Below are 23,044 nucleotides of genomic sequence, written 5' to 3' on the forward strand. Positions count from 1 at the left end.
CCCTTCGGGCCGGCCTGCGGCCGTCCAAATCCGCTCCCGGCGGATTTGTTCGCTTTTTGCCAAGGGAGCGGCTTTGTCCATGGATGGACTTATGCCGCGGAGGCCATGGATGGCCGGGAGCGGTCATTCCCTGCAAAGCGTGCCTTGCCAGCGGGGCCCAGGAACGCCCTCGGTACTTCGGAATTATTCTTGCGCGAGCCCTAGCCCTATCCCGAAACACCCCGTTCGATCCATTTCCTGACCCTGTTGGCATCGCCGAACGGGGTCAGCTTGCCGAATGAATTGAGCAGCACAAAGATCAGTTCACGGCCGTTGACCCTGGCCAGCATCACCAGACAGCGCCCCGCCTCATTGATATAACCGGTCTTGCTGAGGGAGATCTCCCAGGCCCGGTTCTTCAGCAGGCGATTGGTATTGCCATAGGTCAGCGGCCCAAGCCGGGGGTAGGGGCGGACATCCAGCTTCAGGCGGGTGGTGGCTTGCACGATTTCCGGATATTCGCTGGCCGCCCTGACCATTTTGACCAGGTCCTCGGGGCTGGCAACGTTACCCGCATCCAGTCCGGCCGCATCGGTGAACCGGCTGTCACTCATCCCCAGTTGTCTGGCCTTTGCATTCATCGCCTGGATAAACCGCCCGCTGCCGCCGGGATAGGTCCGCGCCAGGGCGCTGGCGGCCCGGTTCTCTGACGCCATCAGCGCCAGCTCGAGCAGACGGCCGCGACTCAGCGTGGCGCCATAGCGAAGCCTTGAACCGGTCAGCCGGATCAGGTCGCGGTCCTGCTTGGTAATGCGGATCTTCTCATCGAGGGGCAGTTGTGCGTCGAGTATGACCATGACCGTCATCAGCTTGGTGATGGAGCCGATCGGCAGCGGGGTCTGGCTCTGTTTGCTGTAGATTTTGTTGCCACTACCGTCCACGATCAGCGCGGAGGCGGAACGCAGTTTCAGTTTCTTGCGGTCCAGGCCGCTCCAGGCTTCGCCGCCGGCTTGGGAGAGGGTGGCGGAAGTTTGACCTTGCGTCCGGGATTGTGGCTGGATTTGCCCGGGATGCTCCCCTGCCTGCAACTGACCGAAGGCCAGAAGCAGGGCGAAAAAAATAGATATCTTCAAAGTTGGATTATCCTGGCTATTGATTTTCGGTTATCTTTGCCCAACCTGAGGGTAAACGCAAAACACCCAGGGGGTGTCCTGCGGCAGTAGCGATCACGCATCGGACAGAAGGCCGCCCCGCCGGTTAGGGCCTGGAAAGAAATAACTGCTATGTATTGCGCCGGATTTTCGTTTGCCTTCAAGGCACGGCGAGGCGCGCATAGCCGCTCTATGTAAGCCTTGCCGTAACGCCGAAGGCGGACGAAAAGACCAGCAAGATGTGATAGTTATTTATTGACAGGCCCTTATAATGCCAGCAGCCTCACTGCCAGACAATCCAGCGTCGTTTCCGGTGCCGGTGGGACGAACAACCAGAACAGACCATACCTGGGACCAAACGATTGTATCGATCAGTAGAAAACCGTATCCGCCAGTTGCCGGATGATATCGGACGCTATCTCTCCACCGGTGGGGCGGTAGGTCTTGAGAAGGAGTGCCTGCGGGTCTCGGAGGACGGCGGCATCTCGCAGCACCCGCACCCGCCGGCACTGGGCTCGGCACTCACCCATCCCTATATCACTACCGACTACTCCGAGGCCCTCGCCGAGCTGATAACGCCACCCTTCGCGCGTACCGGGCAGGCCCTGGAGTTTCTCCGCGACACCCAGAAATTCGTCTACGACCACCTGGACAATGAGTACCTGTGGGCCACCAGCATGCCCTGCGTGCTGGATGGAGGGGAGAACATCCCCCTGGCCTATTACGGCACCTCCAATGCCGGGATCATGAAGAATGTCTACCGGCGCGGGCTTGGTCATCGTTACGGCCGGACCATGCAGGTGATCGCCGGGGTGCATTTTAATTTCTCCTTTGACGACGCCTTCTGGCCCCTTTATCGGGAGTTCCGGGAGAGCCGGCTGGCGCAGCGAGACTTCGCCGACGCCGCCTATCTGGGGTTGATCCGCAACCTGCAGCGGTTCGGCTGGCTGATCCCCTACCTGTTCGGTGCCTCGCCGGCGGTATGCAAATCCTTCCTGGGTAACAAGCCGACCGCGCTGCGGGAGTTCGACCGGCACACCTATTACGAGCCTTATGCGACCTCGTTGCGCATGGGGGATATCGGCTATACCAACAGCAAGGAGAAAGGGGTCGGCATCAAGGCCAACTACAACAGCCTGGAGGGCTATATCAAGAGCCTGACCCATGCCATCGAAACCCCCTGTCCCATGTGGGAGGAGATCGGTGTGGAGGTGGACGGCCGATATGAGCAGTTGAATGCCAATATCCTGCAGATCGAAAACGAATACTACTCCACGGTGCGTCCCAAACAGGTGCTGGAGGGGCTGGAGAAGCCGACACTGGCCCTGCGTCGCCGCGGGGTTCGCTATATTGAACTGCGCTCCCTGGACGTCAATGCCTTTCACCCGCTGGGCGTGAGTGAGGAACAGCTCCACTTCCTGCGTGCCTTCATGGTGTACTGCCTGTTGCTGGAGAGTCCGCCGATCAATGTACAGGAACGCCGGGAGATCGATCAGAACATCGGTGGCGCCGCACACCGGGGGCGTGATCCGTTACTCTACCTGTCGCGTCAGGGGCGGGATATCCGGTTGAATGCCTGGGCCGGGGAGCTGTTGCAGGCGATGGAGCCGGTGTGCGAACTGCTGGATAAATGGGACGGGGACCAACCCTACCGTCAGGCGCTTGTGCAGCAGCGGGCGTGCGTTGCGGAACCGGAACGCACACCTTCCGCGCGGATGCTGCAGGAGATGCGCGAGCAGGGCGAGGGGTTCTTTCACTTTGCCCGGCGTAAATCGCTGCAGCATCGGGACTATTTCAACGGTTTTGTCCCGGATACGCAGCGTTATCAGATGTTGCTGCGTGAGTCCGAGACATCATTGATCCGGCAACAGGAGATGGAGCAGCAGGACAGCGGCGACTTTGCCGGATTCCTGGCGGACTATTTCGCCCAGCGTTAGATCGAGTATTCCGGGCAACGACTGCAGCGATGCCAAGAGTGTCGGGGAGAGCAGGTGCTCTAGTTTAAACTCCGCGCTCTTGGTACCTTGGCGGGAGCTCATCTGTCATTCAGCGGGTGTTTGTGGGACGTAGGGTGCCGGTGAGCTTGCGAACCGCACCAAACCGCGCTGGAAACGGCAGCGCCCCTTTGATGCGGTTCGCTTCACTCACCGCATCCTACAGATTCCCCGGGGCTCTGCTCCGAATCAAGGCAACCCCAACGAGGGGCGACTTCCCGAATCCTCACACCCGCTTCAGCACCCAGTCCATGAGCCGATGCGGGAGCAGTCGTTTCAGGGTGCCGAACAGATAGGTGGGAAAGGTGACGTAATAACGGATCTGTGGCCGGGGACTCTCCAGGGCATGGATTACCCGTTTCAGCACCGCTTCCGGGGGCAGGGTAAACGGCACCGCCGGACTATCCCGGGTCAGCCGTTCCTGCATCGCCCGGTAGGCGGCCTGATGGTGGCTGCCGGTCGGATCGACATAGCGTTGCCACATGACGTAGGCGTTGGCCCGGAAACGGCTTTCGATCGGTCCCGGTTCGATCAGGCTGACCGATATCCCGCTGCCCTGCAGTTCCAGGCGCAGGGTATCGCTCAGACCTTCCAGGGCATACTTGCTGGCGATATAGGCGCCGCGATACGGTAACGCGGCGAAGCCCAGTACCGAACTGTTCTGAATAATCCGGCCCCCGCCCTGCGCGCGCATCACCGGGATGATTCTGCAGGTCAGTTCGTGCCAGCCAAACAGGTTGGTTTCAAACTGGGCGCGCAACGCCTCACGGCTCAGGTCTTCGACCGCCCCCGGCTGACCGTAGGCACCATTATTGAAAAGCGCGTAGAGTCGATTATCTGTTATGCGCAGCACCCGGTCGACGGCGCGTTGGATACTGCCGGAGTCGGCGAGATCCAGCACCACGGCATCCAACCCGGCCGCAGCGAGCTGCTCCATATCCCGGCTTTTCCTGGCACTGGCAATCACCTTGTAACCTCGCTGTTTCAGGCCCCTGGCTACGCAGAGGCCAATGCCGCTTGAACAGCCGGTGATCAGAATTGGTTTCGTGGATGGGTCACTCAATTCAACCTTCCTTTTGTTGTGTATTTGCGGGGTTGGCGACATTCGGCGCGGGCGGGCCTGGACAAGTTGCCGGCGGGAACCCGGGGGATCGCAAGCGGGCGGTATCGGTGTCCGATTGTAGCGAATTAACCGAGTATGTTGCACGCTCCGTATCTAAAGTTTCGCCGCGGTTGTCCGCTACAGGATTGCGTGCCTGGATTTTGCCATGGGTTTGGTCTGTAGAGTGACGAGGAAGTATTTGTGGATATTGCGACACTGGTCGGGTTGCTGGGCGGCTTCGGTATCATCATCGGCGCGATCGCGACGGGCGGTGATATCATGCTGTTCGTCAACGTACCCTCTATTCTGATTGTGGTGGGTGGCACCTTCATGGTGACCCTGATGCAGGTTTCACTGAAGGATTTTCTCGGCTCTTTCACTATCGGCATGAAGGCCTTCTTCTACCAGACGGATGATGCGGCCACGCTGATTGAGGAGGCGGTCAGGTTGGCTGATGTGGCCCGCAAGAATGGCCTGCTTGCCCTGGAGGGGCAGGAGATCGGCAATCCTTTCCTCAAGCAGGGTATCGAGCTGTGTGTCGACGGCCATGATCCGGCCCTGGTCAATCGACTCCTGAGCAAGGATATCGATCTGACGATAGATCGCCATGAGGTGGGGCAGAGCATGTTCAAGAACATGGCCACCATGGCCCCGGCCATGGGCATGATCGGCACCCTGATCGGTCTGGTACAGATGCTGGCCAATATGTCCGATCCGGCCAGTATCGGTCCCGCCATGGCGGTGGCGCTGCTGACCACGCTCTACGGCGCGGTTATCGCCAACGCCTTCGCCCAGCCGCTGGCAGAGAAGCTGGCCAGGGCCAGTGCCCTGGAGAAGACCAATAAATCCCTGATCATCGAAACCATTGCCGGCATCCAGGAAGGCATGAATCCGCGGGTGCTGGAGCAGTTGCTCTCCACCTACCTGCCGTCGAATCAACGCGCCAAGGAAGAGACCGAGTAGGCGATATGGCGAACAATAGCCCAAAATGCGAGGCGGGCCTACCCCCCTGGCTGGCGACCTTTGCCGACCTGATGTCCCTGCTGTTGGCTTTTTTCGTGCTGCTGCTCTCGTTTGCCGAGATCGATGCGATCCGCTTCCAGAAGATGGCGGAATCGATGAAGGACGCGTTTGGAGTGCAGCGTGAGGTACCGGTACCCGATATTGTCATGGGCACCAGTGTGATCAAGCAGGAGTTCTCGCCCTCCATCAATCCGGACCCCGCTATTATTGACGAGATCAGGCAGCAGACCACGGAGGTGGAGCAGCAGCATCTGGAGGTGCCGGACGGCGTGGTCGACGCGGTGATCGAGGCCGAAAGGGAAAGAATCCTGGAAGAGGTGGCCCGGCAGGCGGAGGAGATCCGCGAGGCGCTCAAGCTGGAGATCGAGGAGAGCCTGGTCAGTGTGGAGACGGAATACACCAAGATCATCATCCGCATCAATGAGAAGGGCTCCTTCCCTTCCGGCAGCGCCGAGCTGAACGATGACTTCTATGGCGTGATGGTGCGCATCAGCGAGGCGGTGGCACGCACCCCCGGCAACGTGGTGGTGGCGGGGCACACCGATGACGTACCGATCTCCACCAATCGGTTCCGTTCAAACTGGGAGCTCTCATCCGCCCGCGCCGTGACCGTGGTGCACGCCCTGCTGGATGATCCCAATATCGACCCCAAGCGCATCGCGGTGGAGGGGCATGCGGATTCCGCCCCCCTGGTGCCGAACGATTCCCGGGAAAACCGGGCCATCAACCGGCGGGTTGAACTGGTCATTCAGCGGGGCGAGGATAGGGAGCGTGATGTGCTGGAGCTTGCGCGCTGATAAAAACGGCGTCGGGTCCTAAGTTGGGGAATGATCTATTCGGGAGCAGACGTTGAATTACAAGCGGGATGAACGCAGAGAGTTTTTTCGTATCGACGATAGCCTCAGTCTGAGTTATCGGCAGATTCCGGCGGACAGCCTGCCGGCCGCCATTGAGCGTCTGGAAAATGAAGTCGACAGTGATTTCACCGTGCTCAGCAGCCTGACCGCCGTGACCCAGGAGATGACGGGGACGCTGCATAAAATCGAGCTGAGTAGCCCGGAGATTGCCGTCTATCTGAAGTCGCTGGACAAGAAGATCGAGATCCTGGGGCGCGCGCTGTTGACCCAGAGCACCACACTGTTGAATCAGCCGACCCAGGCGGTCAATCTCAGTGCCTCGGGTATCTCCTTTCAGACTTCCCGATTTGTTGAGCCCGGGTCGATTCTGGAACTGAAGATTCTGTTGATGCCCTCCTATGCCGGCATTCTCTGCTTTGCCGAGGTGGTGGGCTGCGATGGCGTGGAGGCCGACCCCTCGGGGCGTACCCACCGGTTGCGCACCAATTTCCTCAATATCCGGGGCCGGGACCGGGATGTGCTGATTCAGCATGTCATCCAGAAGCAGGGGGCGCAGCTACGCAAGGCCCGCGAGGCGCTGGAGTTGAGTGGCGGCGGGTGAGGACCGGTTATTTTTCCGCAAGCCGCCGCAGGCACTGCAGGTAGGCCTGTTCGTCCGGCAGGCGGTTTTCCCGCTGCGCCTCCCAGAGCATCCTGCCCAGACACTCCATCATCTGGTGTTCCGCCTCGTGGCCGTCACCGATCCGCCGCACCATCTGCTGGTAGAGTTGCCGTACCCCGGGTGGACGGTCGGTGCCGATCTGTTCCTGCAGGCTGATATGCATTCCCATGTGCAGAAACGGGTTGGTCTCGCCGACATCGGGGAGGAAGTCCTTCTCCAGTGCGCTCTCCGGGGCTTCCAGCAGGGCGTGATATTCCGCATGCTGTTGGATGACCCCGGCCAGCATCCGCTCCAGCGGGATGAGTTCCTCCCCGGCGCGGGCCTTGCGCCAGGCTTCGGTAAAGAAACGGCGCATCTGATTTCGATCATTTCCAAACATTATCCCGAAATCCTCACTCCAGACGCTTGTCGCGGAATTCGCACAGGTCTTCGATGATACATGAACCACAGCGTGGGCTGCGAGCCAGGCAGGTGTAGCGTCCATGCAGGATCAGCCAGTGGTGTGCATCCAGCAGAAACTCCCTGGGTATGTTTCTCAGCAGTTTCTTTTCCACTTCGAGTACATTTTTTCCGGTGGCTATCCGTGTGCGGTTGGCCACCCGGAAGATATGCGTGTCGACCGCCATGGTGGGTTCCCTGAATACGGTATTGAGCACCACGTTGGCGGTCTTTCTGCCGACGCCGGGCAGCGCCTCCAGTGCGACTCGGTCCCGCGGTACCTGGCCCTGATGACGCCGGAGCAGCTGTTCGCAGGTCTTGATGATGTTGCTCGCCTTGCCGTTAAACAGACCGATGGTCTTGATATAGTCCTTGAGTCCCGCTTCACCCAGAGCGAGCATCGCCTCGGGGGTGTTGGCCACGGCATAGAGTTTTTCCGTGGCCTTGTTCACCCCCTTGTCGGTGGCCTGCGCGGAGAGGATCACCGCGATCAGCAGTTCAAAGGGGGAGCGGTAATTCAACTCGGTGGTGGGGTGAGGGTTCTGTTCCCGAAACCGTTCAAAGATGGTGCGTCTTGTTGCCTGGTTCATGGGGTGGATTTTACCATGTCAACCCGCTCCAGGGGCCGCTAAATGCGCACTGGTTGGCTGTTCCGCAACGCCACCGGCAAGTCGGGGATAAGCGCATTTCAATATTCGGCAGATATAAAGTAGTATATCGCCCTCGCGAGACTTTGATCAGAATAACCTATCGAGGCATGGGATGCTCAGTCGGCCACACCCTTCAACATTCAGGAATCCGGAGTTCCAGTCCGCGCTGGTGCGGCTGGCGGTCTGGCTGTTTGCCGTCGTCTACATTGGTCTGGGCGCGGCGACGGATTATTACGCCGTCGACCTGGGGGACTACGCGCTGTTGTTCGGCGGCTTTCTGCTGCTGTTTCTCCTGTTGCTGGTGAGCGTGTTCTATCGATCGGAGTGGGAGGCCAGGCGCTATCTTTCTCTGCTGCTTGACGTCTCCGCCACCAGTCTTTGTATCTATCTGACCAAGGAGGTGGTGAGCCCTTTTTACCTGCTCTATATCTGGATTTTCATCTCCTATGGAACGCGCTATGGAAAACGGCATCTGAAGGCGGCCTCACTGTTGAGTATCCTCGCCTATACCCTGCTGCTAACCGTCCTGGGGCAGTGGGAGAAATATACCTTCGAGGTGATCTTTTTTCTGCTGCTGCTGATTCTGCTGCCGCTTTATCAATACTCCCTGCTGCGCAAGCTGCATGCCGCCCGGCTGGACGCGGAGCAGTCCGACCGGGCCAAGGGCATCTTTCTCTCCAGCATGACCCATGAGTTGCGCACCCCGCTGAGCGGTATCGTGGGGATGTCGCAACTGCTCAGGAATACTACGCTGAATCTGGAGCAGCGGGAGTATCTCGACTCCATCGCCTCGTCGGCAAATATTCTCGATTCCCTGATCAGCGAAGTGCTCGACCTCTCCAAGATGGACGCGGAGGGTTTCGTGCTGAAGCCAAAACTGTTCGATATCCGCGGGCTGTTCAGGGATATCAGTCTGACCCATTCCCATCAGGCTCTGGACAAGGGGTTGGAGCTCATCTGCCGTGTCGATGAGGCGATCCCGCCACAGCTCTATTATGACGAACTGCGATTACGCCAGATACTCTGCAACCTGCTCTCCAACGCCTTGAAGTTCACCGAGTCGGGTGAGATTGAGTTGTCGGCAACCCTGGCGGATGACCGCGAAGAGGACCGCCAGTGGCTGGTGATCGCGGTCAGGGATACCGGCATCGGCATCCCGCTGGAGCAGCAGCAGAAGCTGTTTGAACGGTTCTGGCAGGCCGATGCCTCCTCGACCCGTGGCCATGGGGGATTGGGGCTCGGCACCACGATTACCAAGCGCCTGGTCCAGCTGATGGATGGGGATGTCACTGTGGAAAGCAGCCCGGGAACCGGCAGCACATTCCGCATACGACTGCCGCTCGCTGGACAGCCGCTCGCACTGGCCCCCCCCCGCTCATGCCGGTTTGACGGCTTCAGTACCCTGGTCTATGAGCACAACAGGACCACCCTTGAAATCATCCGGCGGTCATGCGCCGCCCGGGGCATCCATTGCCATGGTGTATCCGATATCGCGGAGTTGTCGGAGCTGATGCAACAGGCCGAGCGGGGGGGCGGCCTGGACTTTGCCATTATCGCGGACTCCCCCGGCGGGCAGGATGTCTACCGCATCGGCAGGATTCTGCGCCAGCACCTGGGGAGGGAGCTGGCCATCATCTATCTCGGTTACATGGAACGGAAGCTGTCGGATAACCACCCGGCCAGCCACTTCCTGATCAAGCCCTTCATATCATCCGAGCTGCTGAACCATGTGGGCCGGCTGTTGCGGCGGGGCGGTTGTCCGGAGCAGGGCGGGCAGCGCGGTTCACAGGCGCCGCTGGCGCTGCCGATCAATGTGCTGATGGCCGAGGACAATGAAATCAATGCCAGGGTCCTGAGTACGCTGCTGGCCGGTATCGGCTGCCGGGTAAGCTGGGCGCGGAACGGCGATGAGGCGTTGGCGCTGGCGTTGCGCCAGCGTTTCGATATTGCCTTTATCGATCTTCGCATGCCGAAAATGGACGGCATCCTGTTTACTCGTGAATATCGGGGTCAGGAGCAGGGCGACCGGCGACTGCCGATCATCGCCTTGACCGCCAATGCCACCTCCAATATTCGCAAGTCCTGTGCCGAGGCGGGTATGGATGATTTTCTGGCCAAGCCGGTGGACGAGTCGTTATTGCGCCAGGCCATAGAACGCTACACCACGCTTGGCCAGCCACAGGATCATAAGCCCTGCTGATTACCCATCAGACTCAGCTATGGTCTAACACCATTTGTCAAGCCGCGAGGAGTGGTGCAAGGATGCACCGTTTACGGACCTGAGGATGGAATGAACGCGAATACACGCAAATAGAGATAACCATGCACTCAGGATGGAACGGGGGTCGATCCGGTCCCGAAAATGATCGGTGCCGTCCGGAATCAGCGGATCAGCCGTTTACGAAATGACATTATTCGCGTTCATTTGCGTTTATTCGCGGCTAATCTTTTTCCACGTCACGGCCGAACCAGAGGAGTAATCGGCTAAGTACAACCCCGAAGGTCGCACCCGCCAAAAGCCGTTGCCTGGTGAATGCGCCTCCAGACTTCAGGCGGCACCGGACTCCAGGCCGGCCGGCGCGGCCTCAACCTTGGCCGGTTGGGCTTTCCGCTGTCTGCCGTCGATGATGTTCTTCAGGGCGATCATCAGCCCCATGCCCAGAAAGGCGCCGGGCGGCAGGATCGCCAGTAGCATGCCCTGGAAATTCGCCCCGAGACTGAATGACCAGTCGGCGGCAGTTGCACCGAACATCAGATCGGCCTGTGAGAACAGCGTGCCCATACCGAGCAACTCGCGCATGGCGCCGAGCGCTACCAGTGCACCGGTAAATCCCAGGCCCATGGAGAGGCCATCGACAATCGCCGGCAACAGGTGATTCTTCGAGGCAAAGGCCTCGGCGCGACCGATGATGGCGCAGTTGGTGACAATCAACGGAATAAAGATGCCCAGCACCTTGTAGAGGTCATGGAACCAGGCATTCATGCTCAGCTCCACGGCGGTGACGAAGGAGGCGATGACGATGACGAACACCGGCAGCCTGACTTCCGGACGCACCAGGTTTCTGATCAACGATACGGTGGCGTTGGACAACACCAGCACCGCGGTGGTGGCGATGCCCAGGCCGAGGCCGTTGATCGCGGTATTGGTTACGGCCAGCAGCGGACACAGACCCAGCAGTGCCACCAGGGCCTGGTTATTGCTCCAGAGGCCATCACGGATCAGTCGGCCGTAGCTTGTCTCACTCATCTTTCGTTGCCTTATCTGGGGCTGCCCCATCTGGTTTCAGAAACAACGCCTTGCCATGCTCTTGGAAATACAGCAGGGTATTCTTGACGCCGGTAACGATGGCCCGCGGTGTGATGGTGGCGCCGGTAAACTGGTCAAACTGGCCGCCATCCTTCTTCACTTTCCAGCCCGCCAGCGCCGGGTTGGAGAGCGACTTATCATTGAATGAGAAGATCCAGTCGGAGCGGCTCTCTTCCACTTTGTCGCCCAGTCCGGGGGTCTCCTTGTGAGCCACCACCCTGACACCGCCCAGGGTACCGTCGGTATTTACCGCCACCAGCAGTTTTATCGGCCCGCTGTAGCCGTTGGGTACCACGGAGGAGAAGACCGCCGCTACGGGGCTGCCTTCCTTGCGCCCCAGATAGACCAGGGTCTGGTCGCTGCCCAGCAGGGCTCTCTGTGAAACCAGGCGGGTATCGGTGGCGATGTCATTGTCGATAGTCTCCGCCGGTACCAGCGCGGTCAGGCTCTGCAGCAGCGCCTCGCGTTCGTTGGCGGTGATCTTCTCCGCGGTGAGGTTGTTGGTGACCGCCACCAGGGCGGTGCCCGCTGTCGCAAACAGGGCCAGCAGTATGCCGGCCACGGAGACCGGATGTTTAATCACGCCCCGCCCCCTGATGGCCGAAGGCCCTCGGCTGGGTGTAGTAGTCGATGGTCGGTGCCGCCATGTTCATCAACAGCACGGCGAAGGCCACCGCATCGGGATAACCGCCCCAGGTGCGGATGATGAACACCAGCAGGCCGATGCAGGCGCCGTACACCAGCTGTCCCTTCCTGGTGGTGCAGGCCGACACCGGATCGGTGGCGATAAAGAATGCACCGAGCAGGGTGCCGCCGGTAAAGATGTGGAACATGCCGAACGGATAGGCTTCCTGGTCGAGGAAGTGAAACAGCATGGCGATCACCAGCAGACTGCCCAGCATGGATACCGGGATGTGCCAGCTGATGACCCGCTTGTAGAGCAGGAACAGGCCGCCCAGCAGATACCAGTTGCCGACCCACTCCCAGCCGCGGCCGCCAAAGTCCCCCCACAGCGGCTGGGCGAGTATCTCGCTCAGCATCCGGCTCTGATCGAGCTGGGTGAACATGGCATCCAGCGGCGTAGCCATGGTGAGGGCATCCCAGGAGAGCCCCGCCGGCAGGGCCCCGGTAAAGATGACGCTGGCGCTCTGCAGCAGGGTCAGGGGGTGCTCATTGAGCATCTCCGGCGGCAGCCAGGAGGTCATCTGCACCGGATAGGAGACCAGTAACAGCACATAGGCCGCCATCGCCGGATTGAACGGATTGTAGCCCAGACCACCATAAATCTGCTTTACCATCAGAATGGCAAAGGCGACGCCGATCACCGTCAGCCACCAGGGCAGCAGGGGCGGTAGGGCGACGGCCAACAGCAGCGCGGTGAGCACGGCACTGAAGTCGCCGATCACCGGCAGCACCGGCCGGTTTCTCAGGCGTACGGCGAGCGCCTCGCAGGCCACGGCGGTGACGCTGGCCAGGATCATGTTGATCAGTACGCCCCAGCCGAAATACCAGATCATGGCGGCGGCACCCGGCAGCAGCGCCAGGATAACCAGCAGCATGGTTCTACTCACGCTGTTGGGGCGCGCGCTGTGGGGTGATGTTATCGTGCTAAAGCGCATTGCTTATCCACCCTGCTTTTCCGAGGTGACGGAATTGGCGTCGCTGTTGGCCCTGCGTTTATCCACCCGTTCTATGGCCTGTTTCTGGGGTTCGCTGAGGTCAGCCTGGTTCTTTGGTTCCACGCCTTGCTCGGCCAGCCGGGCCTTTTTCTCGGCGGCCCGCTGCAGGGCGGCGGCAATGGCCGCCTTTTTCGGATCCACGGCGTCGGCGCTATCCACCTGGGCCGCATCGGGCTGCTGCACGGCGGGTTTTTTCAGCGCCTCTTTCTTTTGCCGCAGCTTGGCTTTGCGTTCGGCTTCCAGGCGCTCTTTGCGGGCCAGTTGGGCTTCGTGACGCTGGCGTGCCCGTTCCGCCGCGCGCTGCTCCTTCTCCTGGGCCCAGCTCTCGGTCTTGGCGAAACGGAAATACTGCACCAGGGGGATGTGCGAGGGGCAGACATGCGAGCAGCAGCCGCACTCGATACAGTCGAACAGGTTGTACTCCTGCACCTTTTCCAGGTCCTTGGCCCGCGCATACCAGTACATCTGCTGCGGCAGCAGGTTGGCCGGGCAGGCACTGGCGCAGCGGCCACAGCGGATGCAGGCGACCGCCACCCCGGGATCGGGCGCTTCATGGCTGTCGGCCGCCAGCAGGCAGTTGGTCGCCTTGGTGACGGGTACTTCATCGCTGTTCAGGGTAAAGCCCATCATCGGGCCGCCGACAATCAGTTTGGCGACTTGCCCGGTATAGCCGCCGGCCTGGGCGATCAGCTCCGCCACCGGTGTGCCGATCAGCACCTCCAGGTTCTTCGGCTGCCTGACGCCGTTTCCGGTGACGGTGACATAGCGGGAGATCAGCGGCCGGCCCTCGACTACCGCCTCGGCAATGGCGAAGGCGGTGCTGACGTTGTGACAGATCATGCCGATCGTGGCGGGAATGCTGCCCGAGGGCACTTCCCTGCCGGTCAGGACCTTGATCAACTGCTTTTCGCCGCCGCTCGGATAGAGGGTCGGGATGGCGATCACCGATACCCACTCCAGGCCCGCATCCGCGACCGCCTGACGCAGCTGGCGGATCGCCTCCGGCTTGTTGTCCTCGATGCCGAACAGACAGCGCGCGGCACCCACCAGCCGGCGGATGATGCCGATGCCGATCAGGATCTTTTCCGCCTGGGTCTGCATCAGCAGGTCATCGCAGGTGATATAGGGCTCGCACTCCGCGCCGTTGATGATCAGGGTGTCGATCGGGTTTTCCATCCCCGGCGTCAGCTTGACGCTGGAGGGGAAGGCCGCGCCACCCAGGCCGACAACGCCGGCGTTGCGGATGCGTTCGCGCAACAGGGAGGGGTCGGCGTGCTGGTAATCGGCCATGGGCTGCAGCTGGTTGCCCCAGCGCTCCTTGCCGTCCGTCTCGATCACCACGCAGGGGGCGGGCAGGCCGGAGGGGTGGGGAATGGGCAGGACATCGATCGCCACCACCGTCCCCGAGGAGGGGGCATGTACCGGGGCGCTCACGTAGCCATGGGGTTTGGCCAGCATGTCGCCCTTGAGTACCTGGTCGCCGATCTTGACCAGCGGCTCGGCGCCCTCACCGATATGCTGCTGCAGCGGTATGATCAGGCGTTTCGGCAGTGCGGCCTTCTCCAGGGGGAGCGTGAGCGACTGGCTTTTGTTGTCCGGCAGGTGCAATCCTCCGTTGAATCGGTAGAGGGTATGTTTCTGCTGCTTTTGCACGGAATGCGGCATATCGCTTCTCTAGCTCCCGGAGGCGGTGGCGAGCGTTTCGCCGGGCTGGGTCTCCCCCGGGAAGGGCCACCTCCAGTTACCGGTGTTGACTTCAAGCGGCACCATGTCGATACACTCCACCGGGCAGGGCGGCAGGCACAGCGCGCAACCCGTGCATTCGTTACGGATCACCGTGTGCATATGCTTCGCCGAACCCAGGATGGCGTCCACCGGGCAGGCCTGGATGCACAGCGTGCAGCCGATGCACTCGTTCTCCCGGATCACCGCAACGGCCTTGGGTTTATCCTCGGCCGCGACGCCTTCCAGGGGGATCGGATCCTTGCCCAGCAGATCGGCCAGGGCGATCATGGTGGTCTCGCCACCCGGCGGGCAGGCGTTGATCTCGGCCTGATCGTTGGCCAGGGCCTCGGCATAGGCATGGCAGCCGGGGAAGTTGCACTGTCCGCACTGGGTTTGGGGCAGCAGCGCCTCGATCTTCTCGACAATCGGGTCCCCCTCCACATGGAAGCGGATGGAGGAGTAGCCGAGCAACAGGCCGAAGGCGAGTGCCAGCAGGGCAATGGCGGCGATCGCTATCAACATACCGACGCCACCTCAGTTCGCCACCAGGCCGGAAAAGCCCATGAAGGCAATCGACATCAGCCCGGCCGTGATCATGGCGATGGCGCCGCCCTGGAAGGGGACCGGCACATCGGAAACGGTCACCCGCTCGCGCATGGCGGCGAACAGCACCAGCACCAGGGAGAAGCCGGCCGCGGCGCCGAAACCGTACAGGCCGGATTCGATAAAGCCGTGCTGCTCCTGGACATTGAGCAGGGCGACGCCGAGCACTGCGCAGTTGGTGGTGATCAGCGGCAGGAAGATGCCCAGCAGCTGATACAGCACCGGGCTGGTCTTGTGCATCACCATCTCGGTGAACTGCACCAGCGCGGCGATCACCAGGATGAAGGTTATGGTACGCAGATATCCCAGTCCCAGCGGGGCCAGCAGATACTCATTGGCGAGATAGCTGCAGATGGAGGAGAGGGTGAGTACAAAGGTGGTGGCCATGCCCATGCCGACCGCCGTCTCCAGTTTCTTGGAGACGCCCATGAAGGGGCAGAGGCCAAGGAACTTCACCAAAACGAAGTTGTTGACCAGTACGGTACTGACAAGGATGAGCGCGTACTCTTTCATTAAATAGCAGACCTACACCATATATAGCAGGATGGCCGATAGTAGTGGTTAACCCTAATGCTAACAACCGATAGTTTGTGTGTGTATAACCTTATAACTTTTAGGTATATCCGGCGGCTACCTGAAGTATAGTGCATTATATATCATCAAAGACAGAGAAAATACATGCACAATATTTCATGTATTTTCCGTCCGGAGCGTACCGCCCGGCCACCCCGGGCATAATGTCGTCGCTTCCTTCCCGCAGTTATTCCATTAACGTAACTACTCACGGGGTGATAGGCCTACCTTGCCGGCCTCACATGATGGCTGGATCAAGATCGGCCAACAAGGCAGGCCAATCACATACAGACCGGGTGAGTAGTTACCCATTAGAAACAGTAGCTTGCTATTCGGTAACTTATCAAAAACCCATGCAATCAAACTTCAGACGTAGACAGGATGCTGGTGAGCTTGCGAACCGCATCGCTTTCCGGTCTCTCGATTGATGCGGTTCGTGCCTCACCGGCATCCTGATATGGATTGTGCCAAGTCATTGAGAAGTCATGCAATACAGGTCACTTCACCCGCATGCCGGGCGTGGCGCCGCTGTCCGGACTGAGGATGAACAGATCCTTCCCGCCCGGTCCGGCCGCCAGCACCATGCCTTCGGACAGCCCGAAACGCATCTTCCGCGGTGCCAGATTGGCCACCATGACGGTCAGGCGTCCTTCCAGGTCGGCCGGCTCATAGGCGGATTTGATGCCGGCAAAGACATTGCGCTGCTCGCCGCCCAGGTCCAGGGTCAACTGCAGCAGTTTGTCCGCGCCATCGACCCGCTCCGCCTTGACGATCCTCACCACCCGCAGATCCACCTTGGCGAAATCGGCATAGTCGATGGTGTCGCTGATCGGGTCATCGAGCAGGGGTCCGCCGGGGGCGGCCGCAGCCCCCGGCTGTTTTTCCAGATCCGCCTTCGAGGCCGTGATGATCGCCTCGATCTGGTTCGGCTCGACCCGGGTCATCAGCGGCTTGAAGGGGTCGATGTCATGGCCCAGCAGGGGCGTGGCCAGGGCCTCCCAGCGTAGCGGGGCGACCCGTAGGAAGGCCTCCGAGCGTTCCGCGGTGGCCGGCAGGATCGGCCGCAGGTAGCCGATCAGCAGGCGGAACAGGTTCAGCCCCAGGGAGCAGACCTGCTGCAGTTCGTCCTCACGTCCCGCCTCCTTGGCGATGACCCAGGGTTTCCGCTCGTCGATGTACTGGTTGGCGCGGTCGGCCAGTGCCATGATCTCGCGGACGGCACGGCTGAATTCACGTTTTTCGTAGTGTTCGGCAATCTGCCCACCGGCCTCGGCAAAACTCTGGAACAGTGCCGCATCCGCGAGTTGATCGGCCAGTTTTCCTTCGAAGCGTTTGTTGATGAAGCCGGCGCAGCGGCTGGCGATGTTCACCACCTTGCCGACCAGGTCCGAATTGACCCGGGCCTGGAAATCATCCAGGTTCAGGTCGATGTCCTCGATCCCCGCGCCGAGTTTGGCGGCGAAGTAATAGCGCAGGTACTCCGGGTTCAGGTGGTCCAGGTAGGTGCGCGCCTTGATGAAGGTGCCGCGTGACTTGGACATCTTCTGGCCGTCGACCGTCAGGAAGCCGTGGGAGAAGACCGCCGTCGGGGTGCGGAAATCGGCACCATTGAGCATGGCCGGCCAGAACAGGGCGTGAAAATAGATGATGTCCTTGCCGATGAAGTGATACAGCTCGGTGGTGGCGTCCTTGCCCCAGAACTCATCGAAGTCCAGGCCGTCGCTGCGATCGCACAGATTGCGGAAGCTGGCCATGTAGCCGATCGGCGCATCCAGCCAGACATAGAAATATTTACCCGGATGGTCGGGGATCTCAAAGCCGAAGTAGGGGGCGTCACGGGAGATGTCCCACTCATGCAGCCCGGCCTCGAACCACTCGCCAAGCTTGTTGGCCACCTCGGTCTGCAGGTGGCCGCCCCGGGTCCATGCCTTCAGCATGGCCTCGAAATTGGCCAGCTTGAAGAAGTAGTGCTCGGAATCGCGCTCCACCGGGGTTGCGCCGGAGACCGCCGAGACCGGGTTCTTCAACTCGCTGGGGGAGTAACTGGCGCCGCACACCTCGCAGTTGTCGCCGTACTGGTCCCGGGCGCCGCACTTCGGGCATTCGCCCTTGATGAAGCGGTCCGGCAGAAACATCTCCTCGATCGGATCATAGGCCTGGGTGATGGTGCGGTTGGCAATATTTCCCTTTTCCTTGTTGCGCTGATAGATCAGGGAGGCGTAATGTCGGTTCTCCTCCGAGTGGGTGGAGTGATAGTTGTCGAAGCTCACATTGAAATCGGCAAAATCGGCCTTATGCTCTAGGGCGACCCGGGCGATCAGGGCCTCCGGCTCGATTCCCTCCTGGCGGGCGCGCAGCATGATGGGGGTGCCGTGGGCGTCGTCGGCGCAGACATAGAGACACTGGTGGCCGCGCATCTTCTGGAATCGCACCCAGATGTCGGTCTGAATGTATTCCACCATGTGGCCGATATGGATCGGGCCGTTGGCATAGGGGAGGGCGCTGGTCACCAGTATTTTTCGCGCTGTCTGAGTCATGATTTCACGGCTGTCTCTGGAGGGAAAGAAACCTGGGCGCCTGGGTATCGAGGGGCATCGCTGGGCGATGTCCCGAGCCGGTCGTCCAATAAAACGTGCAATTATCACATAGTTCAAGGGAATGCGAAAAGTCGTCAACGTCGGTCGACAGCCGTAAAGTTCTCGGAAAAGCCAAGTATCACAGGGATTTAATGGCGGCGGAAAGGAGAATTGTCAATCTAGGCTGTTGAAAGACCTAGCGATTTGGTTGGGCATAAGCATTTTTTAATGTAGAATGCGCGGCCATCATCACCCGAATTTGCGGCCTCCCTGCGAGGCCATCTCGTAGGAGCATGCAATGGCTGAAGTAACAAAAGAGTTGATCGAAGAGGCAATCAAGGGCTACATCGAGCCCCACCTGGATAAGAATCTGGTCAGCGCCAAGTTTATCAAGGGGATCGAGATCGATGGCGGCACCGTGAAGGTGGCCGTCGAGTTGGGGTTTCCGGCAAAGGGCTTCCGAGATGAACTGGCCGATGCGCTGAAGGCACGGATTACCGCCGTGGCGGGCGTCTCTGCGGTCGAGGTGGATGTGAACTGGAAGATCACCGCCCACTCGGTGCAGAAATCACTCAAGCCGATCGACAATGTGAAAAACATCATCGCCGTCGCCTCCGGCAAGGGCGGGGTGGGCAAGTCCACCACCGCGGTCAACCTGGCGCTGGCGCTGGTGGCGGAGGGCGCCAAGGTGGGGCTGCTGGATGCGGATATCTACGGGCCTTCGCAGCCGCGCATGCTGGGTGTCTCCGGGCAACCGGAATCGAAGGACGGCAAGAGTCTGGAGCCGATGGAGAATTACGGTATCCAGGCCATGTCCATCGGTTTCCTGATCGACGAGGAGACGCCGATGATCTGGCGTGGACCCATGGTCACCCAGGCGCTGGAACAGCTGCTGAATGACACCAACTGGGACAGTCTGGATTACCTGATTATCGACCTGCCGCCGGGTACCGGTGATACCCAGCTGACCCTGGCGCAGAAGGTGCCGGTATCGGGTGCCGTGATCGTGACCACCCCCCAGGACATCGCCCTGCTGGATGCGCGTAAGGGCTTCAAGATGTTTGAGAAGGTGGAGGTGCCGGTGCTGGGTATCGTGGAGAACATGAGTACCCACATCTGCTCCAACTGCGGCCATGAGGAGCACATCTTCGGCGAGGGTGGTGGTCGGCTCATGGCCGAGCAGTACGGGGTCAATTTCCTCGGTGCCCTGCCGCTGGATATCCGTATCCGCGAGGAGACCGATGGCGGCAAGCCGACCGTGGTGGCCGATCCGGATGCGCGCATCTCCCAGATCTATCGCGAGATCGCTCGCAAGACCACGGCGATTCTGGCCCTGCAGTCCAAGAGCTATGCGGCCAAGTTCCCCAATATCGTGATCCAGAACAACTGAGTGTGTCCGCCGTGGTGGTGTCTGTTGCCGCCACCACGGCTGTTTCTCTCAATCCGGGTCAACCACCCACCGATCCCCAGTGAGGCCACCTGAATGAGTGTCAAATGGGATACCCGTTTCCTGGGACTGGCGGCCCATATCTCCGCCTGGAGCAAGGACCCCTCATCCCAGGTGGGTGCGGTGATCACCGATGGCAACCGCATCGTCTCGGTAGGCTATAACGGCTTTGCCGCGGGGGTGGAGGATCGCACCGAGCGCCTTGCCGATCGCAACTGCAAGCTCAATCTGACCATCCATGCGGAAGAGAACGCCATGATCTTCGCCAAGCGGGATCTCACCGGCTGCACCGTCTACGTCACCCATCCCCCCTGTCCCCGCTGTGCCTCGAAGCTGATCCAGGAGGAGGTCGGGCGGATTGTCTGCATCTCACCCAGCGAGGATTTTCTCTCCCGCTGGGCCGAGGACCTGAAGCTCTCCCAGGAGATGTACCAGGAGGCGGGGGTGGAGTATAGCAGCTACGATCTGGAACAGATCAACGTGGACGACGCCCGCATCACCGTGGCGCCGGGCGGCTTTTTCAGCGCGGTGATGAGCCGATTGTTGCGGCGCGATTGATTTAACCCTTTCAACTCCCCCCGTCCTGCCAGGTGACCGAGACCAGCTCCATTACGTAGTCGCCGTCCTTTTCATGCTTGGTGACCCGCACCGGCAGGAAGTTCAGGTTGGGGGCGAACCAGAACGTGGCCCGGGAGGGACGGTCACCCTTGTTCCTGGCCAGCTTGATGGCCTGGTACTCACCCGACTCCGTGGCGACCGGCTCCCGGCTGACCTCGGTGTAGCGATAGCGCTTGAGCAACCCGCCGTCGGCCACCTGGTATTCGGCTGCCTTATCACCCCGATTAAGCGCCAGCATCAGCGCCAGCTGCTGGCTGAACTTGTCCTGGGTTCCCTCGGGAATCTCCATGCTCCAGTGGGAGTCGGCGCTCTGGTTCGCCACCTTGCCGGCCTGCCAGTCGAAGTCGAGGTTCACCTGGCGGGTCCGCTTGGGCCGCTTGTGGGTGTACAGGTAGCGGCTGGGGATGATGCGGTCGTTGACCACCCGGCCCTGGCTCTGTTCGGTGATCTCGTCATCGCGGAATACCGCCACCAGGCCAACCGGGGTGGTGTAGGCCCGGTAGGTATAACGGCCTTCGCCGGAGAGGCGCAGGGTGATATTGGCCCGGCCGATGACCAGGTTCCCCATGCTGAGGCGATATTCGGCTCTGAAGGGTCTGAGCGGCTGCCCGGTTTCTGCCCCGGCGGTTCCGGGTGGCGACAGGGCCAGGGCCGTCAGCAACAGGCCAAGCAGCAACCCCGCCCCACGCGCGCTCATCCAGCGGTTACCTGGTTGAATTCCATGACCATCGGTCCCTGTAGTATTTCGCCATCCAGCTCGATCCCGCCCCGGTTCACCCGCAGCCGTCCCTCGGCGAACCAGCGAATCACGGCCGGGTAGATGCGGTGCTCCTGGGTCAGTACCCGGGCAGCCAGGGCAGCTTCGTCATCGCCCGGCTCCACCGGCACGCGCACCTGCAGAATCACCGGGCCGCCGTCCAACTCCTCGGTGACCAGGTGGACACTGGCGCCGTGCATCCGGTCGCCCGCCTCCAGTGCGCGCCGATGGGTGTGCAGCCCTCGATACTTCGGCAGCAGGGAGGGGTGAATGTTCAGCAGCCGTCCCTGGAAGTGCTTGACGAAGTCCGGTGTCAGGATACGCATGAAGCCGGCCAGGATCACCAGGGCCGGCTGGTACTCGTCGATCGCCGCTATCAGCGCCCGGTCGTACGCCGCCCGGTCCGGGTAGCCGGTGTGATCGAGCACCCGGGTGGGAATGGCCGCCCGGCGGGCCCGCTCCAGGCCGAAGGCGTCGGCCCGGTTGCTGACCACCCCGCGTATCTCCACTGGCAGATCGTCGGCGGCGCTGTCGATAATTGCCTGCAGGTTGCTGCCGCTACCGGAGAGCAGCACCACAATGGGGAGTTTCCGCTGTTCGGTCACGCCGTCAGTTCCACGCTCGGCGCCCCGTCATGGGCTTCGATGCGGCCCAGTCTCCAGGCGGTTTCCCCCTGGGCCTGCAGCAGTGCGATGGCCCGGTCGGCATCCCCCTCGGCGACACAGACCACCATGCCGACACCGCAGTTGAAGGTGCGCAGCATCTCCGTTTCCACCACATTGCCCTGTGCCTGCAGCCACTGGAACACCGCCGGCCGTTCCCACGAGCTGCCGTCGATCAAGGCGCGGCAGCCCTGCGGCAGGACCCGGGGCAGGTTCTCCGGCAGCCCGCCGCCGGTGATGTGTGCCATGGCGTGAATATCGATCGCCTGGTGCAGCGCCAGCAGCGACTTCACGTAGATCCGGGTCGGGGTGAGCAGGGCCTCGCCCAGGGTGGTGTCGCCCAGGGGCTGTTGCAGATCGGCACCGGAGACCTCGAGGATTTTGCGCACCAGCGAGTAGCCGTTGGAGTGGGGTCCGGAGGAGGCGAGACCCAGCAGCACATCGCCAGGCTGCACCCGGTCCGGCTGGATGATACGGGATTTCTCCACAATACCGACGCAAAAGCCGGCCAGGTCGTAATCGCCCGCCGCATAGATGCCGGGCATCTCGGCGGTCTCGCCGCCGGTGAGGGCGGCGCCGGAGAGCCGGCACCCCTCGGCAATGCCCGCAATCACGCTGCTGGCGACGTCCACGTCGAGGTGCCCGGTGGCATAATAGTCCAGGAAGAACAGCGGTTCGGCGCCGGTGACGATGATGTCGTTGACGCACATGGCGACCAGATCGATGCCGATGGTGTCGTGCTTCTGCAGGGCCAGCGCCAGGCGCAGCTTGGTTCCCACGCCATCGGTGCCGGAGACGAGTACCGGCTCCCGGTAGCGGTCCAGCGGTAGCTCGAAGAGCGCCCCGAATCCCCCCAGGCCGGTCATGACGCCGGGTCTGAAGGTGTTTTTCACTATGGGTTTAATCCGCTCGACCAGGCTGTTGCCGGCATCGATATCGACACCGGCGTCCCGGTAACTCAGAGAGGCGGAATCGGTCTTGTTCTGATCCACTGATCACTCCTAAGAGAACGTGCTGCAGTTGTTGAGTCTACCAAATCCACGGGCCAGGATCAGGCAAAAGGAGCGGAATTATACCACTGGAACGGATGACGGGTGTTTTTTCCAGCCGCTAACCGGGTGACTTCGGGCGGTCCCGGGGGCGCGAATGGATTTGCGGCTGAGGTCAGGCTAGAATCGACCGGATTATCACGTCAGTCGGATTCTAAATTACATGTCCAGTTGTTCATCGGAGCTCACGCAT

The 23,044-nt window shown here is 60.9% G+C and carries 21 protein-coding genes; 7 read left to right on the plus strand and 14 right to left on the minus strand.

Annotated features, from left to right (window positions below; genetic code table 11):
* Window positions 1-206: 206 nt before the first annotated feature.
* Entirely contained in the window at window positions 207-1,112 is a 906-nt protein-coding gene (locus tag O9K64_RS03565; RefSeq protein ID WP_275096710.1) for a serine hydrolase, read from the minus strand.
* A 380-nt stretch (window positions 1,113-1,492) separates the two neighbouring features.
* Between O9K64_RS03565 and gshA the strand changes: the two genes are divergently transcribed.
* Complete coding sequence (gene gshA, locus O9K64_RS03570) at window positions 1,493-3,067, plus strand: glutamate--cysteine ligase (RefSeq protein ID WP_275096711.1); 1,575 nt, start codon at window positions 1,493-1,495, stop codon at window positions 3,065-3,067.
* Window positions 3,068-3,350: 283 nt separating this feature from the next.
* Here gshA and O9K64_RS03575 read toward each other — a convergent pair whose 3' ends face one another.
* Window positions 3,351-4,229 (minus strand): SDR family oxidoreductase, encoded by an 879-nt coding sequence (locus tag O9K64_RS03575; protein WP_275096712.1) that lies wholly within the window; start codon window positions 4,227-4,229, stop codon window positions 3,351-3,353.
* Window positions 4,230-4,427: 198 nt separating this feature from the next.
* Here O9K64_RS03575 and pomA point away from each other — a divergent pair, with 198 nt between their 5' ends.
* From pomA to O9K64_RS03590, 3 genes are read left to right on the plus strand one after another with little or no spacing between them, the layout of a single operon-like run.
* Window positions 4,428-5,189: a flagellar motor protein PomA gene (gene pomA, locus O9K64_RS03580; RefSeq protein WP_275096713.1), complete on the plus strand. Its 762-nt coding sequence runs from the start codon at window positions 4,428-4,430 to the stop codon at window positions 5,187-5,189.
* A 5-nt stretch (window positions 5,190-5,194) separates the two neighbouring features.
* Window positions 5,195-6,046, plus strand: coding sequence for a MotB family protein (locus O9K64_RS03585; protein WP_275096714.1), 852 nt, complete (start codon window positions 5,195-5,197; stop codon window positions 6,044-6,046).
* A 52-nt stretch (window positions 6,047-6,098) separates the two neighbouring features.
* Window positions 6,099-6,707, plus strand: coding sequence for a PilZ domain-containing protein (locus O9K64_RS03590; RefSeq protein WP_275096715.1), 609 nt, complete (start codon window positions 6,099-6,101; stop codon window positions 6,705-6,707).
* Between the two features lie 7 nt (window positions 6,708-6,714).
* Here O9K64_RS03590 and O9K64_RS03595 read toward each other — a convergent pair whose 3' ends face one another.
* Together O9K64_RS03595 and nth are read right to left on the minus strand one after the other, a co-directional pair.
* Complete coding sequence (locus O9K64_RS03595; protein ID WP_275096716.1) at window positions 6,715-7,146, minus strand: DUF1841 family protein; 432 nt, start codon at window positions 7,144-7,146, stop codon at window positions 6,715-6,717.
* 13 nt (window positions 7,147-7,159) lie between these two features.
* Window positions 7,160-7,795 carry an endonuclease III gene (gene nth, locus O9K64_RS03600; protein WP_275096717.1) on the minus strand — a complete coding sequence of 212 codons (636 nt, stop codon included), beginning with the start codon at window positions 7,793-7,795 and terminating at the stop codon, window positions 7,160-7,162.
* Window positions 7,796-7,967: 172 nt separating this feature from the next.
* Between nth and O9K64_RS03605 the strand changes: the two genes are divergently transcribed.
* Window positions 7,968-10,055 carry an ATP-binding protein gene (locus O9K64_RS03605; RefSeq protein ID WP_275096718.1) on the plus strand — a complete coding sequence of 696 codons (2,088 nt, stop codon included), beginning with the start codon at window positions 7,968-7,970 and terminating at the stop codon, window positions 10,053-10,055.
* Between the two features lie 348 nt (window positions 10,056-10,403).
* On the opposite strand, the gene O9K64_RS03610 is transcribed toward O9K64_RS03605, so the two are convergent.
* The 7 genes from O9K64_RS03610 to metG form a co-directional block, all read right to left on the minus strand.
* A complete protein-coding gene (locus O9K64_RS03610; protein ID WP_275096719.1) occupies window positions 10,404-11,102 on the minus strand; it encodes an electron transport complex subunit E in 699 nt (232 codons plus the stop codon).
* Window positions 11,095-11,745: an electron transport complex subunit RsxG gene (rsxG, locus tag O9K64_RS03615; RefSeq protein ID WP_275096720.1), complete on the minus strand. Its 651-nt coding sequence runs from the start codon at window positions 11,743-11,745 to the stop codon at window positions 11,095-11,097. Before rsxG ends, O9K64_RS03610 begins: the two co-directional genes overlap by 8 nt.
* Window positions 11,738-12,781: an electron transport complex subunit RsxD gene (gene rsxD, locus O9K64_RS03620; RefSeq protein ID WP_275096721.1), complete on the minus strand. Its 1,044-nt coding sequence runs from the start codon at window positions 12,779-12,781 to the stop codon at window positions 11,738-11,740. The genes rsxG and rsxD overlap by 8 nt, the downstream gene beginning before the upstream one ends.
* 3 nt (window positions 12,782-12,784) lie before the next feature.
* Window positions 12,785-14,506, minus strand: a complete 1,722-nt coding sequence (gene rsxC / locus O9K64_RS03625) for an electron transport complex subunit RsxC (RefSeq protein ID WP_275096722.1) — start codon at window positions 14,504-14,506, stop codon at window positions 12,785-12,787.
* Between the two features lie 9 nt (window positions 14,507-14,515).
* Window positions 14,516-15,088 (minus strand): electron transport complex subunit RsxB, encoded by a 573-nt coding sequence (rsxB, locus tag O9K64_RS03630; protein ID WP_275096723.1) that lies wholly within the window; start codon window positions 15,086-15,088, stop codon window positions 14,516-14,518.
* Between the two features lie 12 nt (window positions 15,089-15,100).
* Window positions 15,101-15,682, minus strand: coding sequence for an electron transport complex subunit RsxA (gene rsxA, locus O9K64_RS03635; RefSeq protein WP_275096724.1), 582 nt, complete (start codon window positions 15,680-15,682; stop codon window positions 15,101-15,103).
* A gap of 557 nt (window positions 15,683-16,239) precedes the next feature.
* Complete coding sequence (gene metG, locus O9K64_RS03640; RefSeq protein WP_275096725.1) at window positions 16,240-18,279, minus strand: methionine--tRNA ligase; 2,040 nt, start codon at window positions 18,277-18,279, stop codon at window positions 16,240-16,242.
* 337 nt (window positions 18,280-18,616) lie between these two features.
* Here metG and apbC point away from each other — a divergent pair, with 337 nt between their 5' ends.
* Entirely contained in the window at window positions 18,617-19,708 is a 1,092-nt protein-coding gene (gene apbC / locus O9K64_RS03645; protein ID WP_275096726.1) for an iron-sulfur cluster carrier protein ApbC, read from the plus strand.
* A 93-nt stretch (window positions 19,709-19,801) separates the two neighbouring features.
* Window positions 19,802-20,323: a deoxycytidylate deaminase gene (locus O9K64_RS03650; protein ID WP_275096727.1), complete on the plus strand. Its 522-nt coding sequence runs from the start codon at window positions 19,802-19,804 to the stop codon at window positions 20,321-20,323.
* A gap of 10 nt (window positions 20,324-20,333) precedes the next feature.
* On the opposite strand, the gene O9K64_RS03655 is transcribed toward O9K64_RS03650, so the two are convergent.
* Genes O9K64_RS03655 through purM form a run of 3 tightly spaced genes read right to left on the minus strand, consistent with a single transcriptional unit; the run spans window position 20,334 to window position 22,794 of the window.
* Window positions 20,334-21,080, minus strand: coding sequence for a DUF3108 domain-containing protein (locus O9K64_RS03655; protein ID WP_275096728.1), 747 nt, complete (start codon window positions 21,078-21,080; stop codon window positions 20,334-20,336).
* Window positions 21,077-21,745 (minus strand): phosphoribosylglycinamide formyltransferase, encoded by a 669-nt coding sequence (gene purN / locus O9K64_RS03660; RefSeq protein WP_275096729.1) that lies wholly within the window; start codon window positions 21,743-21,745, stop codon window positions 21,077-21,079. Before purN ends, O9K64_RS03655 begins: the two co-directional genes overlap by 4 nt.
* Window positions 21,742-22,794 (minus strand): phosphoribosylformylglycinamidine cyclo-ligase, encoded by a 1,053-nt coding sequence (purM, locus tag O9K64_RS03665; RefSeq protein WP_275096730.1) that lies wholly within the window; start codon window positions 22,792-22,794, stop codon window positions 21,742-21,744. The genes purN and purM overlap by 4 nt, the downstream gene beginning before the upstream one ends.
* Window positions 22,795-23,044: the final 250 nt, after the last annotated feature.

The sequence above is a fragment of the Sedimenticola hydrogenitrophicus genome (genome assembly GCF_029017505.1).
GTDB lineage: Bacteria > Pseudomonadota > Gammaproteobacteria > Chromatiales > Chromatiaceae > Sedimenticola > Sedimenticola hydrogenitrophicus_A.